Genomic DNA, 13,625 nt, shown 5'->3' with positions numbered 1-13,625 from the left:
GGGATTGCGCAAGGTCAAATTGAGCGAGCACCTGCTTAGGGGTCGTGTTATCACACGTCCAGAGGAAACACGGACGGACCCCAGAATGGATATGGACGCCCGCATGAACGATAAAATGAACAAAAAGAACAGCCAGCCCCTGTCCTTGCGCGTGCCGGAGCCGTCCGGCCGTCCCGGCGATACGCCGGACTTCAGCCATCTGCAGATGGACCCTGCGGGTGTCGTCGAACGGCCCGAGGGCGGATCGACGCCCTATCAGATGCGCGATCTCGCCTTCCGCCTGATTCGGGTGCTGGATGATGAGGGCGCCGCAGTCGGTCCGTGGAACCCGCGCCTGGATCCCGAGACGATGCGCCGGGGCCTGAAGGCCATGATCCTGACGCGCGCCTTCGACGACCGGATGCACCGCGCCCACCGCCAGGGCAAGACCAGCTTCTATATGAAGTGCACCGGCGAAGAGGCCATCGCTGTGGCGCAGGGCATGATCCTGAGCCGCGAGGACATGGGCTTCCCCACCTATCGCCAGCAGGGGCTTCTGATCGCGCGCGGCTATCCGCTGGTCGCGATGATGAACCAGATCTATTCGAACGCCGAAGATCCGATCAAAGGCCGCCAGCTGCCGATCATGTATTCGGCCAAGGACTACGGCTTCTTCACGATCAGCGGCAATCTGGGCACCCAGGTCCCGCAGGCCGTGGGCTGGGCCATGGCCAGCGCCTACAAGGGCGACGACAAGATCGCCATCAGCTGGATCGGCGACGGCGCCACGGCCGAAGGCGACTTCCACAACGCCCTGACCTTCGCCTCCGTCTATCGCGCCCCGGTCATCCTGAACGTCGTCAACAACCAGTGGGCCATCAGCTCCTTCCAGGGCATCGCAGGCGGGCTTGAGACCACCTTCGCCTCCAAGGCCATCGGCTATGGCCTGCCGGCCCTGCGGGTGGACGGCAACGACTTCCTGGCGGTCTGGGCGGCGACCCAGTGGGCCGAGGAACGGGCGCGGTCGAACCAGGGGGCGACGGTGATCGAGCTGTTCACCTATCGCGGCGCCCCGCACTCGACCTCCGACGACCCCAGCCGCTATCGCCCGGGCGACGAGCATGAGAAATGGCCGCTGGGCGATCCGATCGAACGTCTGCGCCAGCATCTGACCGTCATCGGCGAATGGGACGACGAGCGTCACGCCGCCGCGCTGAAGGACGCCGTCGAGCAGGTCCGCGCCGCCGGCAAGGAATCCGAAGCCATCGGCACCCTGGGCCAGTCGCGCCCCAGCGTGAAGACGATGTTCGAAGAGGTCTATGCGACCGAAGACTGGCGGCTGATCGAACAGCGCCGCGAGGTGGGGGTCTGACCATGAGCGAGCAAACCACCTTCACCGACGCCGATCGCAACGACGGCGTCGAGCCCGACATGGTCGACCAGAACGCCGCCCCCGCCTCGGAAGCGACGGGCGCGGGCGTGGTCCCCATGAACATGATCCAGGCGCTGAACTCGGCCATCGACGTCAAAATGGCCGAAGACGCTAACGTCCTGTCGTTCGGCGAGGACGCCGGCTATTTCGGCGGCGTCTTCCGCGTCACCGACAAGCTGCAGCAGAAGCACGGCCTGACCCGCAGTTTCGACGCCCCGATCTCGGAATGCGGCATCGTCGCCGCCGCCATCGGCATGGGCGCCTATGGCCTGCGTCCGGTCGTCGAGATCCAGTTCGCCGACTACATCTACCCAGCCTACGACCAGATCGTCTCGGAAGCGGCCAAGATGCGCTACCGCTCGGGCGGTCAGTTCACTTCGCCAATCACGGTGCGCAGCCCCTATGGCGGTGGCATCTTCGGCGGCCAGACCCACAGCCAGTCGCCCGAAAGCCTGTTCACCCATATCGCGGGCCTGAAGGTCGTCATTCCGTCCAACCCCTATGACGCCAAGGGCCTGCTGACCGCCGCCATCGAGGATGACGATCCGGTCGTCTTCTTCGAACCGAAACGCCTCTACAACGGCCCGTTCGACGGTTGGCACGAGAAGCCGGTCTCGCCGTGGAAGGCCCAGGATCTGGCCCAGGTCCCGACCGGCAAATATGTCGAGCCCATCGGCAAGGCGCGCGTGATGCGCGAAGGAAACGACGTCACCATCCTGGCCTATGGGACCATGGTCTGGGTCGCCCTGGCCGGCGCGGAACACGCAGGCGTGGACGCCGAGGTTATCGACCTGCGCTCGCTCGTGCCGCTGGACATCGAAGCCATCGAGGCCTCGGTGAAGAAGACCGGCCGCTGCGTCATCGTGCATGAGGCGCCCAAGACCTCAGGCTTCGGCGGCGAGCTGTCGGCTTTGGTGCAGGAGCGCTGCTTCTATCATCTGGAGGCCCCGATCGCGCGCGTCACCGGTTGGGACACGCCCTATCCGCACGCTTTTGAATGGGAATATTTCCCCGGACCGCAAAGGGTCGCAGACGCCTTGAAGAGCGTCATGACGGGAGGTCGATAAGATGGGTCGTTTCGTCTTCAAACTGCCCGACGTGGGCGAAGGCACGGCCGAGGCCGAACTGGTCGGCTGGCACGTCAAGGTCGGCGATGTCGTCGCCGAGGACCAGATCGTCGCCGACGTCATGACCGACAAGGCCACGGTCGAGATCACCGCGCCGGTGAGCGGCAAGGTCGTCGCCCTGCACGGCGAACCCGGCGCCATGGTGCCGGTGCGCGGCCCCCTGGTGGAGTTCGAGGTCGAGGGGACGGGCAATGCCGATGACGCCCCGACGCCCGTCGCCTCCGCCAAGCCGGATTCCGCGCCCGTGGTCGCCGAAGCGCCGAAGGTCGAGACACCGGCAGCCCCCGCTGTTGAGGCGCCGACATCCGGCAACTATGTCTTCAAACTGCCTGACGTTGGTGAAGGCACGGCAGAGGCCGAGCTGGTCGGCTGGCACGTCAAGGTCGGCGATGCGGTCGAGGAAGACCAGATCATCGCCGACATCATGACCGACAAGGCCACGGTCGAAATCACCTCGCCGGTCGCCGGAACGGTCGTCGCCCTGTACGGCGAGCCGGGCAAGTCGGTGCCGGTCGGCGGGCCGCTGGTGGCGTTTGATGTCGAGGGTCGGGGCAATGTTTCGACGCCCGTCGCGGCGCCGAAACCGGCCGCAAAACCGGCAGAGAATGCGACGAAGGCTTCCGCCGCGATTTCGACGGCTCAAAGCGCGACTTCAGCGACCGCGCCCTCCAAGCCCGTTCCCGCCCTGACGGGACGTGCGCCTGGCGAACGTCCGTCGGCCTCGCCGGCCGTGCGCAATCGCGCGCGGGACCTGGGTGTAGATCTGACCTTCGTGCCCGGTTCCGGCCCGGCGGGTCGGATCACGCACGAGGATCTGGACGGCTTCATCGCGCGCGGCGGTTCGCAACCCGCGTCGGCGCCCTCCGGCGGCGGCTCGACCTATGCGAAGGCGCAAGGGACGACCGAGGTCAAGATCATCGGCCTGCGCCGCAAGATTGCGGAGAAGATGGCCGAGAGCGTGCGCCGCATTCCCCACATCACCTATGTCGAGGAAATCGACATGACGGCGGTGGAGGAGTTGCGCGCCCACCTGAACGCGACGAAGTCCAAGGACCAGCCCAAGCTGAACGTCCTGCCCTTCATCGCCCGCGCCATCGTGGTCGCCCTGCGAGACCAGCCCCAGATCAACGCCACCTATGATGATGAAGCCGGCGTCCTGACCCAGCACGCCCCGGTCCATCTGGGCATCGCCGCCCAGACCCCGAACGGCCTGATGGTGCCAGTGGTCCGCCATGCCGAGGCGCGCGACCCCTACGATACGGCGCTGGAGATCGCCCGCGTTTCGGGAGCGGCCAAGGACGGGTCGGCCAAGCGCGAGGAACTGTCCGGTTCGACCATCACCATCACCTCGCTGGGCACGCTGGGCGGTGTGGTCCACACCCCGATCATCAACCACCCCGAGGTCGCCATCGTCGGTCCCAACAAGATCGCCGAGCGGGTCGTGGTCAAGGACGGCCAGATGGTCGTGCGCAAGATGATGAACCTGTCGTCCAGCTTCGATCACCGCATTGTCGATGGGCACGATGCGGCGGTGTTCGTGCAGCGGATCAAGGGGCTCTTGGAAAACCCGGCGACGCTGTGGATGGGGTGATGCCCATTTTCTAAGCGGGAAAGCGAGGTCCGCCCACGTCTATGGCCATCACCTCAAAATCGGCGCCATGGCTCTTGATGATCCTCTCTCCTCGCCGAGAGAGGATCATCGGGATCGGAAGGGTAATGTGATGCGGCAAATCAAAGTCAAAGCGCTGACCATCGGCGCCAGCCTGCTAGCAGCCGTCGGCGTCGTCGCCTCGTCCGCTAACGCCTGCATTCCCGAGCCGCCGCCGGCTTGGTCGTCTCTGCTACAGACCGATGGGCCGGCGCTGTTCATCGGGCGCGTGACAACCGTGGAGCGTTTGGCTGAACCCAGCCGGACGCCGACCATCGAGGTCATTCAATCCAAGGCGACCATCGCCAGACTGGAAACGCTTCAAGGCGCGCCGCAAGAGACATACACCCTGACCGCTGCAGAAACCGCCCGTCCGTTGGGCGGCTATCAAGGCATGATTTGCGTCGATTTTCAGCGCGTCAAACCCGGCGACGTCGTACTGGCCATGGAAACCCAGACCGGCGCGGTCCGCGTTTTCGAACCCCAGCAAGTTCCTCCGCAGTTCAGCACCCGCCTTGAGGCCTATCGTTGACCCAGACCCTGAAAACCAAAGTCCTGATCATCGGGGCGGGCACCGGCGGCTATGTCGCCGGCATTCGCTGCGGCCAGCTGGGCCTCGACACCGTGCTGGTGGACGGCGGCGATGGGCTGGGCGGCACCTGCCTGAACGTCGGCTGTATTCCGTCTAAGGCCATCATCCATGCGGCGGGCAAGTTCGAGACGGTGGCCAAGGCGGCCGGCGGCGGGACCCTGGGCATCACGGCGGCGGCGCCCACCATCGACCTGTCGCAAACGGTCGCATGGAAGGATGGCATCGTCCGTAAGCTGAACGCCGGCGTCGCGGCCCTGCTGAAGAAGGCCAAGGTCAAGGTCATCAAGGGCTGGGCCGAGTTCGCCGACGCCAAGACCTGCGTGGTCAAGACCGACGAAGGCGACATCCGCATCACCGCCGAACACGTCATCCTGGCGACGGGATCCGAGCCGGTCGAACTGCCCTTCCTGCCGTTCGGCGGCGACGTCATTTCCTCGACCGAGGCGCTGAGCCTGTCGGAGGTTCCCAAGAAGCTGGTCGTCGTGGGCGGCGGCTATATCGGGCTGGAACTGGGCATCGCCTATCGCAAGCTGGGCGCCGAAGTAGCCATCGTCGAAATGGCCGACCGTATCCTGCCGCTCTACGACAAGGCCCTGACCGATCCGGTCGCCAAGTGGCTTGAGAAGCATGGCGTCGAGCTGCATCTGGGGGCGCGAGCCGGGGGCTTCGGCGACGGAAAGCTGTCGATCACGACCAAGGATGGCGAGCCGCTGCAACTGGACGCCGACAAGGTGCTGGTCACGGTCGGTCGGCGTCCGCGTACGCAAGGCTGGGGTCTGGAAAACATGGGCGTGGCCATGGCCGGTCCGTTCGTGAAGATCGACCAGCGCTGCGCCACCTCGATGAAGAACGTCTGGGCGGTCGGCGACCTGACCGGCGAACCCATGCTGGCCCACAAGGGTTCGGCCCAAGGCGAAGTGGTCGCCGAAATCATCGCCGGCCATGACCGCATCTTCGACCCCGTCACCATCGCCGCGGTCTGTTTCACCGAGCCGGAAATCGTCTCGGCCGGTCTGGGCCCGAACGACGTCGCGGGCCGCGACGATGTGATCCAGTCGGTCTTCCCCTTCGCCGCGATCGGTCGCGCCCTGGCCATCGAGGCGGGTGAGGATGGCGGCTTCGTGCGGGTGATCGCGAACAAGCGCGATCATCGCATCCTGGGTATCCAGGCGGTGGGCCAGCATGTGTCGGAACTGTCCAACAGCTTCGCCCAGATGCTGGAGATGGGCGCCGTGCTGGAAGACGTCGCCGGGACGATTCACGTCCACCCGACGCTGGGCGAAGCCTTCCACGAGGCCAGCCTGCGCGCCCTCGGGCACGCCATCCACATCTAATCAGATCCGGTCCAGCCGCTCCGCATGGTTCGCCACCATGCGGAGCGCCAGGCCATCGGGCAGGAAGCGGGCCAGTCCGGCCATGACGTTGTTCATGACGCCGGGGGTGACGCTGGGACGGTTGGCCTCGCAGGCGTCATAGCCGATGCGCGCCACGCGCGCGGCGTCCATCCACATCCAAGCCGGATAGGCGCTGGAGACCTGCTCGCGCGAACCATTGACGTCATGGAACTCGGTCAGGGTGTAGCCGGGGTTCAGCACCGTCACGTGAACGCCGGTCCCCTGCGTTTCCAGATGCAGGCCCTGCGACGCCTTGATCAGAAAACTCTTGATCGGCCCATACAGGGTGTCGCCGCCCGTCGCGGGCATCTGGCCGGCCAACGAGGCGACGTTCAGCACCCGCCCGAAGCCGCGCTGGATCATATCGGGCAGCAACAGGCGCGAAAGCTCGACCGGCGCGGTCAGCATGACCTGGATCATGGCGCGATGAGCGCTCAGGTCGGTATCCAGAAAGCCGGTGACCCGGCTGAATCCCGCATTGTTGACCAGGCCGTCGATGGTCAGGCCGCGCGCGGCGATTGCGGCGACCAGCCGTTCGGGCGCCTCGGGGTCGGACAGGTCTTCGGGGATCACGGTCGCGGTGACGCCGTGGGCGGCGGTCAGTTCGTCGGCCAAGGCCTGCAGCGGGGCTTCGCGACGCGCCGTCAGGATCAGATTCCAGCCCTCGGCCGCATAGGTCCGGGCTAGGGCCGCGCCGATGCCGGCCGAGGCGCCGGTGATCAGAACGGTTCGGCTCACAGATCGATCAGGCCGCGACGGGGCAGGACTTGTGCGGCGCAAAGGCCGCCAGAGCGATCGGGTTATCGGCCAGAAGGTCGGCGATGGTGATCTTGGACAGGGCTTCCGTCGCGGCTTCGTCGGCGGCGGTCAGGGCCTTGGCGACCTGGCGCGGAATGTGTTCGCTGATCGGGCAGCCCTTGGCGCCGGCGGGTGGCGAGCCGATGTGGGCGCAGCCGTTCACCGCCTTGAGCACCTGATCCAGCCGGATGTCCTCGGGCTGACGCAACAGCCAGGAGCCGCCGGTCGCGCCCGGACGGGTGGCGATCAGTCCGGCCTTTGCCAAGAGGGCGGTCACGCGGCGCACCACGACGGGATTGGTCGGGATCGAGGACGCCAGCACGCCGCTGGGCATCGCCTGCGCAGGCCCGAACGCGCCCTTGTGGGCCATATAGGCCAGGGCGTGGGCGGCGACGGGGAAGCGTTGGCTGTCTGACATGGTTCTGTTCCTGATGCGAAAATAGGCGTTCAGGGGCCGAATCACAAATCGCGCCGCAGAACGCCGAAACCGAATCCGCTGCGGCGCGATTGAAGACCGCGTGGAATGGGCCTAAAGGCTCGCCGCTTTGAAGGGACCGACGCCGCGTCGGAGACCCGGAGGATACGCATGGCCGGGGACACTCCCCACGACGCGAGCGCTCCCTCGCCCGCGTCGAACACGCCGGACAAGCCCACCCACGCCACGGGTCCGGAATCCCACATCCCGGGCGGCCAGGCCGCCAAGCACGGCGGCTTCTGGGCTCTGACCATCGGCGCGATCGGCGTGGTGTTCGGCGACATCGGCACCAGCCCGCTCTACGCCCTGCGCGAGGCGATCGACCATGCGCGCTCCGGCGTCGGCGGCGATCTGGCCGTAATCGGCGTCGTGTCGCTGGCGTTTTGGGCGCTGATGGTGGTGGTGACGTTCAAATATGTCTTCTTCCTGATGCGCGCCGACAACAAGGGCGAGGGCGGCACCCTGTCCCTGATGGCCTTGGCCCAGTTCGCGGTCGGTCGGCGCAGCGCCTGGATCTTCATCCTTGGCGTCTGCGGCGCGGCCCTGTTCTATGGCGACGGCATCATCACGCCCGCCATTTCGGTCCTGTCCGCCGTCGAGGGCCTGCAGGACGCGCCGGGTCTGGCCGGGCGGCTGGATTCCTTCATCGTGCCGATCTCGGCCGGCATCCTGATCGCCCTGTTCCTGGTCCAGTCGCGCGGCACGGCCAGCCTGGCCAAGTATTTCGGCCCGATCACCGCCGTCTGGTTCCTGAGCCTGGGGGCGCTGGGCCTGTATCATATCTTCGACGACATCAGCGTGCTGCGGGCCCTGTCGCCCCACTATGGCGTCATGCTTCTGCTCAACGACGGCTTCCTGGGCTTTGTGATCCTGGGCAGCGTCTTCCTGGCCGTCACGGGGGCTGAGGCCCTGTATGCCGACATGGGCCATTTCGGAAAGGCGCCGATCCGCATGGGCTGGCTGGCCTTCGTCCTGCCGTGCCTGACGCTGAACTATCTGGGTCAGGGCGCCCTGATCCTGGACAATCCGGCCGCGTCCGAGAACCCGTTCTGGAACATGGTGCCGCAGTTCGCCTATTGGCCGATGCTGATCCTGGCGACCGCCGCGACCGTCATCGCCTCCCAGGCCGTGATCACCGGCGCCTTCTCGGTGACGCAGCAGGCGGTTCAGTTGGGCCTACTGCCGCGCATCGACATTAAGAATACCTCCGAGACCCAGGCCGGCCAGATTTTCGTGCCGGCGGTCAACACCTTCCTGATGGTTGGGGTTCTGGTGCTGCTGGTCGTGTTCCAGAGCTCGCATAACCTGACCGCCGCCTATGGCGTGGCGGTGACGGGCACCATGCTGGTCAACACGCTGATGGCCTATTCGGTCATTCGCAAGGGCTGGAAGTGGCCCATGTGGGCGGTGGTCGGAACCTTGCTTCCGTTCGCCTTCATCGACAGCGTCTTCCTGACGTCCAACCTGCTGAAGATTCCGGACGGGGCGTGGATGCCGCTGGTGCTGGGCGCGCTGCTGGTCGTCGTGATGTGGACCTGGGTGCGCGGGACGCAGATCCTGACGGCCAAGACGCGCAAGGACAGCCTGCCGCTGAACGACCTGATCGAGATGCTTCAGGCCAGGCCACCGCACCGTGCGCCGGGTATGGCCATCTTCCTGACCTCGGATCCCGATGTCGCGCCGGTCGCCCTGATGCACAATCTCAAGCACAACAAGGTGCTGCACGAGAAGAACGTCATCCTGACCGTGCGCACCTCCGAGCGCCCGCGCGTCAAGGAGGCTGACCGGGTGCGGATGGAGCCGATCAACGACGACTTCAAGAAGGTGACGGTCACCTATGGCTTCATGGAGACGCCGAACGTGCCGCGCGCCCTGGGCCTGTGCCGAAAACAGGGGCTGAAGTTCGACATCATGTCGACCAGCTTCTTCCTGGGTCGTCGCTCGCTGATCCCGTCGGCGCGTCAGGGCATGCCGCTGTGGCAGGACAAACTGTTCATCTTCCTGATGCGCAACGCCGCCAATCCGACCGACTTCTTCCACATCCCGCCCGGCCGCGTGGTCGAGCTGGGCGCGCAGGTGGCGGTATGAGCGCCGAGGGACGGGGCGGGCAGAGCTCGCAGGCGCGCGGCCGTCGCATGGCCACCAAGGGCCGCCCGCGCCCGGCCTCGGCCGAGGCCGCTCAAGGTCCGTCGCAGGACGATATCGGCGTCGAGGCCCGCGTCGTCGCCGGCATCCTGCTGAACGCCGCGCTGGAGAAGCGCAACGGACTGGACGAAGCCCTGTCTCAGCCCGCCGCCCGCGCGCTGGAGCCGGTGGATCGCGCCTTCGCCCGCGCCGTCGCCATGGCGGCCCTGCGTCGTTTGGGCGAGATCGATCAGATCCTGGATCGCCGCCTGAAGAAGTCGCCGCCCGAGGCTGTGCGCACCCTGATGCGCATCGCCCTGGCCCAGACCCTTGTGCTGGAAACGCCGGCCTTCGCCGCCGTCTCGACGGCGGTGAAACTGGCCGAGCGCGATCCCAAGACCCGGCCCTACAAGAACCTGGTCAATGCGGTGCTGCGCGGAGTTGGGCGTGAAGGCCCCGGCCTGACGACGGCCGAGAGCAATCTGCCGGACTGGATCGCGGCGCGCTGGAAGGCGACCTATGGCGAGGCCGCCCTGGCGGGCCTGGCCTTGGCCGCGCGCGAAGAACCCGCGACCGATCTCAGCCTGAAGCCGGGCGTGGATCCCTCCGCCGTGGCTGCGGCTGTAGAGGGCGAAGCTTTGCCCGGGGGCACGGTTCGCACCGGCCGTCGCGGCGATGTGGCCGGCTGGCCCGGTTTCGAGGACGGCGACTGGTGGGTCCAGGACGCGGCCGCCGCTGTGCCCGGCCGGCTGCTGGATGTGAAGCCCGGCGAGACGGCGCTCGACATGTGCGCCGCGCCCGGAGGCAAGACGCTGCAACTGGCGGCCGCCGCCGCCGCGGTCGTCGCGCTGGACCGTTCAGCCCCGCGCCTGAAACGCCTGACACAGAATCTCGAGCGGACCGGCCTGACCGCTGAGGTCATCGCCGTCCCGGCCGAGGACTGGGAGGACGCCCGCACCTTCGACGCCGTTCTGCTGGATGCGCCCTGCACCGCAACGGGCACTTTCCGCCGCAATCCGGAGGTCCTGCGCGCCACCAAACCGGCAGAGGTCGCCAAATTGGCCGACGTCCAGCACCGACTGCTCGACGCCGCCGCCGAGCGCGTGAAGCCGGGCGGCCGTCTGGTCTATTGCACCTGCTCACTGGAGCGCGAGGAGGGCGAAACCCAGATCATCGCCTTCCTGCGTCGCAATCCAGCCTTCCGCACCGTCGCCGCCGATCCGGCCGAAGTCGGCGCCCCGCCCGAGGCGCTGACGCCTGAAGGCTGGCTGCGCATCCTTCCCTCCATGTGGGCCGAACACGGCGGACTGGACGGCTTCTTCGCGGCAAGGCTGGAACGGGTGTCCTGAGCGGGAGCGCCTTGCTCCTGCCCGCAACCCGCCTTATCCGGAAGGCCATGGCCGTTACCCCTCTGATCTGCCCGTCGATCCTCGCCAGCGATTTCGCGCGGCTGGGTGAAGAAGTCCGCGCGCTGGAGGCGGCGGGCGCCGACTGGATCCACGTCGATGTGATGGACGGGCATTTCGTGCCGAACATCACGCTCGGCCCCGACATCGTGAAGGCCATCCGGCCGCACACGACCCTGCCCTTCGACGTGCACCTGATGGTCGCGCCGGTCGATCCATGGCTGGAGGCGTTCCGCGAGGCGGGCGCCGATGTCCTGACCGTTCACCCTGAAAGCGGGCCGCACCTGCACCGCACCCTTGGTCGCATTCGCCAGCTGGGCGCAAAGGCCGGCGTCGTGTTCAATCCGGCGACGCCGCTGTCGATCCTGGAAGAGGTGGTCGATTTGGTCGATTTGGTGCTGATCATGTCGGTCAATCCGGGCTTTGGCGGTCAGAAGTTCATCGATAGTTCGCTGAAGAAGACCGCGGGCGCGCGGGCCATTCTCGACCGCGCCGGTTCGTCGGCTCACCTTCAGGTAGACGGCGGCGTGACCTCCGCCAACGCCGCAGCCTGCGTCGCCGCCGGCGCCGATGCGCTGGTCGCCGGCTCGTTCGTGTTCAACGGCGATTACGCGACCAATATCGCCGCCCTGAAAGCCGCGCCGGCTGCTCTGAGCGTCGCGTGAGCCCGCTCGGCCCCTTCGCCCCGCGAGGGCAGGAAACGACGCTGGACGTCGCCTCGGGTCAGATCCCCGGCCTGCCTGGCGCGCCGGTGCGCACGCCCGTGCGGTCGGGCGACACGGTCGCAGGACCCGGCCTGTGGCCCGCCATCGCCGGCCGACTGGCGACGCGGCAGCTATGGATCGAGCTTTACGGCCTGCCCGGCTACGGCCTGACGCTGGGGGCGCCGCTGGGCGGGGGCAAGGTGACCGCGTTCGCCGCCACGCCGCGCGATTTCCGCCCGCACGATCCCGCGCCGGGCCGCAATGTTCTGGCCGGACGTTTCATGCTGGCCGGCGCCTCGATGGAGGTCGAACCGCCGTCCGATCCTTGGAACCGGCCCAGTCCCTCGCGGCCATTCGCGGTCGAGCTTCACGCCTTCGCCTGGATGCCGGGGCTGATGGCCCAAGGCGACCGAGGCGCGCGCGAGGCGCTGCGTCTGACGCTGGCCTGGGCCGACGCCTTTGCACGGTGGTCGCCCTTCGCCTGGGGACCGGAAATCCTGGCGCGGCGGGTCGTCAATCTGGCGTGCGGCGCACGGCGGATGGGCGCCGTTGCGACCGAGGCCGAGCGACTGAAACTGGCCGACAGTCTGGCGCGCCAGACCCGACAACTGCTGCGTCCGCCCGGCGGTCTGGCCAGCCGGGCCGAGCGGTTGACGGCGGCAGCCATCGGCGGCTGCGTGCTGGCGGGCGCGCCAGGGCAGGCCTTGCGTCGCCGCGCGCTGTCGCGGCTGGACGGCGCCCTGAAGACGACGGTGAAGGCAGACGGCGGCCATGCCTCGCGCAGTCCCGAGGCGGGGCTTGAGCTGCTGCTCGACCTCCTGACGCTGGACGACGCCCTGTCGCAACTTTCCGAACCGACGCCGGAGAGCGTCTCGGCCGCCATCGCCCGGCTGACGCAGGGCCTGCGCCTGCTGACCTTGCCCGACGGTCGTCTGGCCAGCTTCCAGGGCGGCGGCCCCTCCACCATTGAACGCGTCGCGGCCGCCCGCGCCCACGATGACGAAGCGGTGGCCAGCAGCGACGTAGCGCCTGCAGCGACCGGTGCGGTCGCCGGCCTGAAGCGCATCGCCAGCCCGCTGTTGACCATCATCGCCGACACCGCCCCGCCGGCGCGCGACGCCTGGGGGGCTGCCGCCTGCGCCCAGCCGCTGGCGCTGGAGATCGCCTGCGGCAAGGACCGTTTGGTGACCGGCTCGGGGTGGACGCCGGCCTCGACGGATCGCCAGGCCCTGCGCCTGACGCCCGCCCACTCTACCCTGACCCTGGGCGAGCGGTCGCTGAACGAACCGCTGGGCGGCTGGAAGGGCGACCTGTTGGGTCCGCGCCTGGTCGGACCGCCGATCCATGTGACCACCGACCTGCGCGACGGCGACGGCGCCGTCTGGCTGGAGATGGAACACGACGGCTGGAATGAACTGTTCGGCCTGAATCATCAGCGCCGGCTGTATCTGGACCAGCGCCTGGACGAACTGCGGGCCGAAGAAAAGCTGTTCCCCACGCCAGGCCGCAAGGAGATGGTGCGCCAGATTGCGGCACCTTACGCCATCCGCTTCCATCTGGAGCCGGGGGTTCAGGCCTCGCTGGCGCGCGACCGGCGGTCGATCCTGCTGCGCGGCGCCTCGGGCCGGGGCTGGTGGTTCAGGACCGATGGACCGGATGTGGCCATCGAGCCCAGCGTCCATATCGACGCCGGCCTGACCCGCCGTTCGCTGCAGATCGTGGTGCGCGGCTCGGCCCGCACCGACAGCGAGACAAAGATCCGCTGGAAGCTGAGCCCAGCCGGCGCCAGCGGCGAACCGACCTGATGCAAGAGCCTGATTCACGGCATCGACAAATCGCGTAGCGATTTGACCTCTGCCGATCAGGCTCTGAAACCGTCCGTGGGGTGACGGCGAAGCGGTTTGGGTCTAGACGGCGCGCCATCCTCCCCTGCCATCACGGACGCC

The 13,625-nt window shown here is 67.5% G+C and carries 11 protein-coding genes; 9 read left to right on the top strand and 2 right to left on the bottom strand.

Annotated features, from left to right (window positions below; all coding sequences use genetic code 11):
* The first annotated feature begins 115 nt into the window (after positions 1–115).
* From ABIC32_RS09750 to lpdA, 5 genes are all read left to right on the top strand, one after another.
* Positions 116–1,351, top strand: coding sequence for a thiamine pyrophosphate-dependent enzyme (locus tag ABIC32_RS09750; protein ID WP_354074022.1), 1,236 nt, complete (start codon positions 116–118; stop codon positions 1,349–1,351).
* Between the two features lie 2 nt (positions 1,352–1,353).
* Positions 1,354–2,478: an alpha-ketoacid dehydrogenase subunit beta gene (locus ABIC32_RS09745; protein ID WP_200918605.1), complete on the top strand. Its 1,125-nt coding sequence runs from the start codon at positions 1,354–1,356 to the stop codon at positions 2,476–2,478.
* 1 nt (position 2,479) lies between these two features.
* Positions 2,480–4,129, top strand: coding sequence for a 2-oxo acid dehydrogenase subunit E2 (locus ABIC32_RS09740; protein WP_354074021.1), 1,650 nt, complete (start codon positions 2,480–2,482; stop codon positions 4,127–4,129).
* 130 nt (positions 4,130–4,259) lie between these two features.
* Complete coding sequence (locus ABIC32_RS09735) at positions 4,260–4,718, top strand: hypothetical protein (protein ID WP_354074020.1); 459 nt, start codon at positions 4,260–4,262, stop codon at positions 4,716–4,718.
* Positions 4,715–6,112 carry a dihydrolipoyl dehydrogenase gene (lpdA, locus tag ABIC32_RS09730; protein WP_354074019.1) on the top strand — a complete coding sequence of 466 codons (1,398 nt, stop codon included), beginning with the start codon at positions 4,715–4,717 and terminating at the stop codon, positions 6,110–6,112. The genes ABIC32_RS09735 and lpdA overlap by 4 nt, the downstream gene beginning before the upstream one ends.
* On the opposite strand, the gene ABIC32_RS09725 is transcribed toward lpdA, so the two are convergent.
* Both ABIC32_RS09725 and ABIC32_RS09720 read right to left on the bottom strand, forming a co-directional pair.
* The gene (locus tag ABIC32_RS09725; RefSeq protein WP_354074018.1) at positions 6,113–6,910 is read right to left on the bottom strand and encodes an SDR family NAD(P)-dependent oxidoreductase; all 798 of its coding nucleotides are present in this window, start codon (positions 6,908–6,910) and stop codon (positions 6,113–6,115) included. It abuts the gene before it with no gap.
* A gap of 7 nt (positions 6,911–6,917) precedes the next feature.
* Positions 6,918–7,388, bottom strand: coding sequence for an Rrf2 family transcriptional regulator (locus tag ABIC32_RS09720; RefSeq protein ID WP_055807840.1), 471 nt, complete (start codon positions 7,386–7,388; stop codon positions 6,918–6,920).
* 168 nt (positions 7,389–7,556) lie between these two features.
* Here ABIC32_RS09720 and ABIC32_RS09715 point away from each other — a divergent pair, with 168 nt between their 5' ends.
* Genes ABIC32_RS09715 through ABIC32_RS09700 form a run of 4 tightly spaced genes read left to right on the top strand, consistent with a single transcriptional unit; the run spans position 7,557 to position 13,484 of the window.
* The gene (locus ABIC32_RS09715) at positions 7,557–9,533 is read left to right on the top strand and encodes a potassium transporter Kup (protein WP_161639767.1); all 1,977 of its coding nucleotides are present in this window, start codon (positions 7,557–7,559) and stop codon (positions 9,531–9,533) included.
* Positions 9,530–10,918, top strand: coding sequence for an RsmB/NOP family class I SAM-dependent RNA methyltransferase (locus ABIC32_RS09710; RefSeq protein ID WP_502909327.1), 1,389 nt, complete (start codon positions 9,530–9,532; stop codon positions 10,916–10,918). The genes ABIC32_RS09715 and ABIC32_RS09710 overlap by 4 nt, the downstream gene beginning before the upstream one ends.
* A 47-nt stretch (positions 10,919–10,965) precedes the next feature.
* Positions 10,966–11,640, top strand: a complete 675-nt coding sequence (rpe, locus tag ABIC32_RS09705; RefSeq protein WP_354074017.1) for a ribulose-phosphate 3-epimerase — start codon at positions 10,966–10,968, stop codon at positions 11,638–11,640.
* Positions 11,637–13,484: a heparinase II/III family protein gene (locus tag ABIC32_RS09700; RefSeq protein ID WP_354074016.1), complete on the top strand. Its 1,848-nt coding sequence runs from the start codon at positions 11,637–11,639 to the stop codon at positions 13,482–13,484. The genes rpe and ABIC32_RS09700 overlap by 4 nt, the downstream gene beginning before the upstream one ends.
* The last annotated feature ends 141 nt before the right edge of the window (positions 13,485–13,625 follow it).

This window comes from Brevundimonas sp. 1080, assembly GCF_040545985.1.
Taxonomy (GTDB): domain Bacteria; phylum Pseudomonadota; class Alphaproteobacteria; order Caulobacterales; family Caulobacteraceae; genus Brevundimonas.
This window is presented reverse-complemented; position numbering and strand designations above follow the sequence as displayed.

What these genes read in the sequence shown, in the direction of transcription:
- ABIC32_RS09750 (WP_354074022.1), top strand. Translation starts at nt 116, where the DNA reads ATGAACAAAAAGAACAGCCAGCCCCTGTCCTTGCGCGTGCCGGAGCCG.
- ABIC32_RS09745 (WP_200918605.1), top strand. Translation starts at nt 1,354, where the DNA reads ATGAGCGAGCAAACCACCTTCACCGACGCCGATCGCAACGACGGCGTC.
- ABIC32_RS09740 (WP_354074021.1), top strand. Translation starts at nt 2,480, where the DNA reads ATGGGTCGTTTCGTCTTCAAACTGCCCGACGTGGGCGAAGGCACGGCC.
- ABIC32_RS09735 (WP_354074020.1), top strand. Translation starts at nt 4,260, where the DNA reads ATGCGGCAAATCAAAGTCAAAGCGCTGACCATCGGCGCCAGCCTGCTA.
- ABIC32_RS09720 (WP_055807840.1), bottom strand. Translation starts at nt 7,388, where the DNA reads ATGTCAGACAGCCAACGCTTCCCCGTCGCCGCCCACGCCCTGGCCTAT.
- ABIC32_RS09715 (WP_161639767.1), top strand. Translation starts at nt 7,557, where the DNA reads ATGGCCGGGGACACTCCCCACGACGCGAGCGCTCCCTCGCCCGCGTCG.
- ABIC32_RS09710 (WP_502909327.1), top strand. Translation starts at nt 9,530, where the DNA reads ATGAGCGCCGAGGGACGGGGCGGGCAGAGCTCGCAGGCGCGCGGCCGT.
- rpe (WP_354074017.1), top strand. Translation starts at nt 10,966, where the DNA reads ATGGCCGTTACCCCTCTGATCTGCCCGTCGATCCTCGCCAGCGATTTC.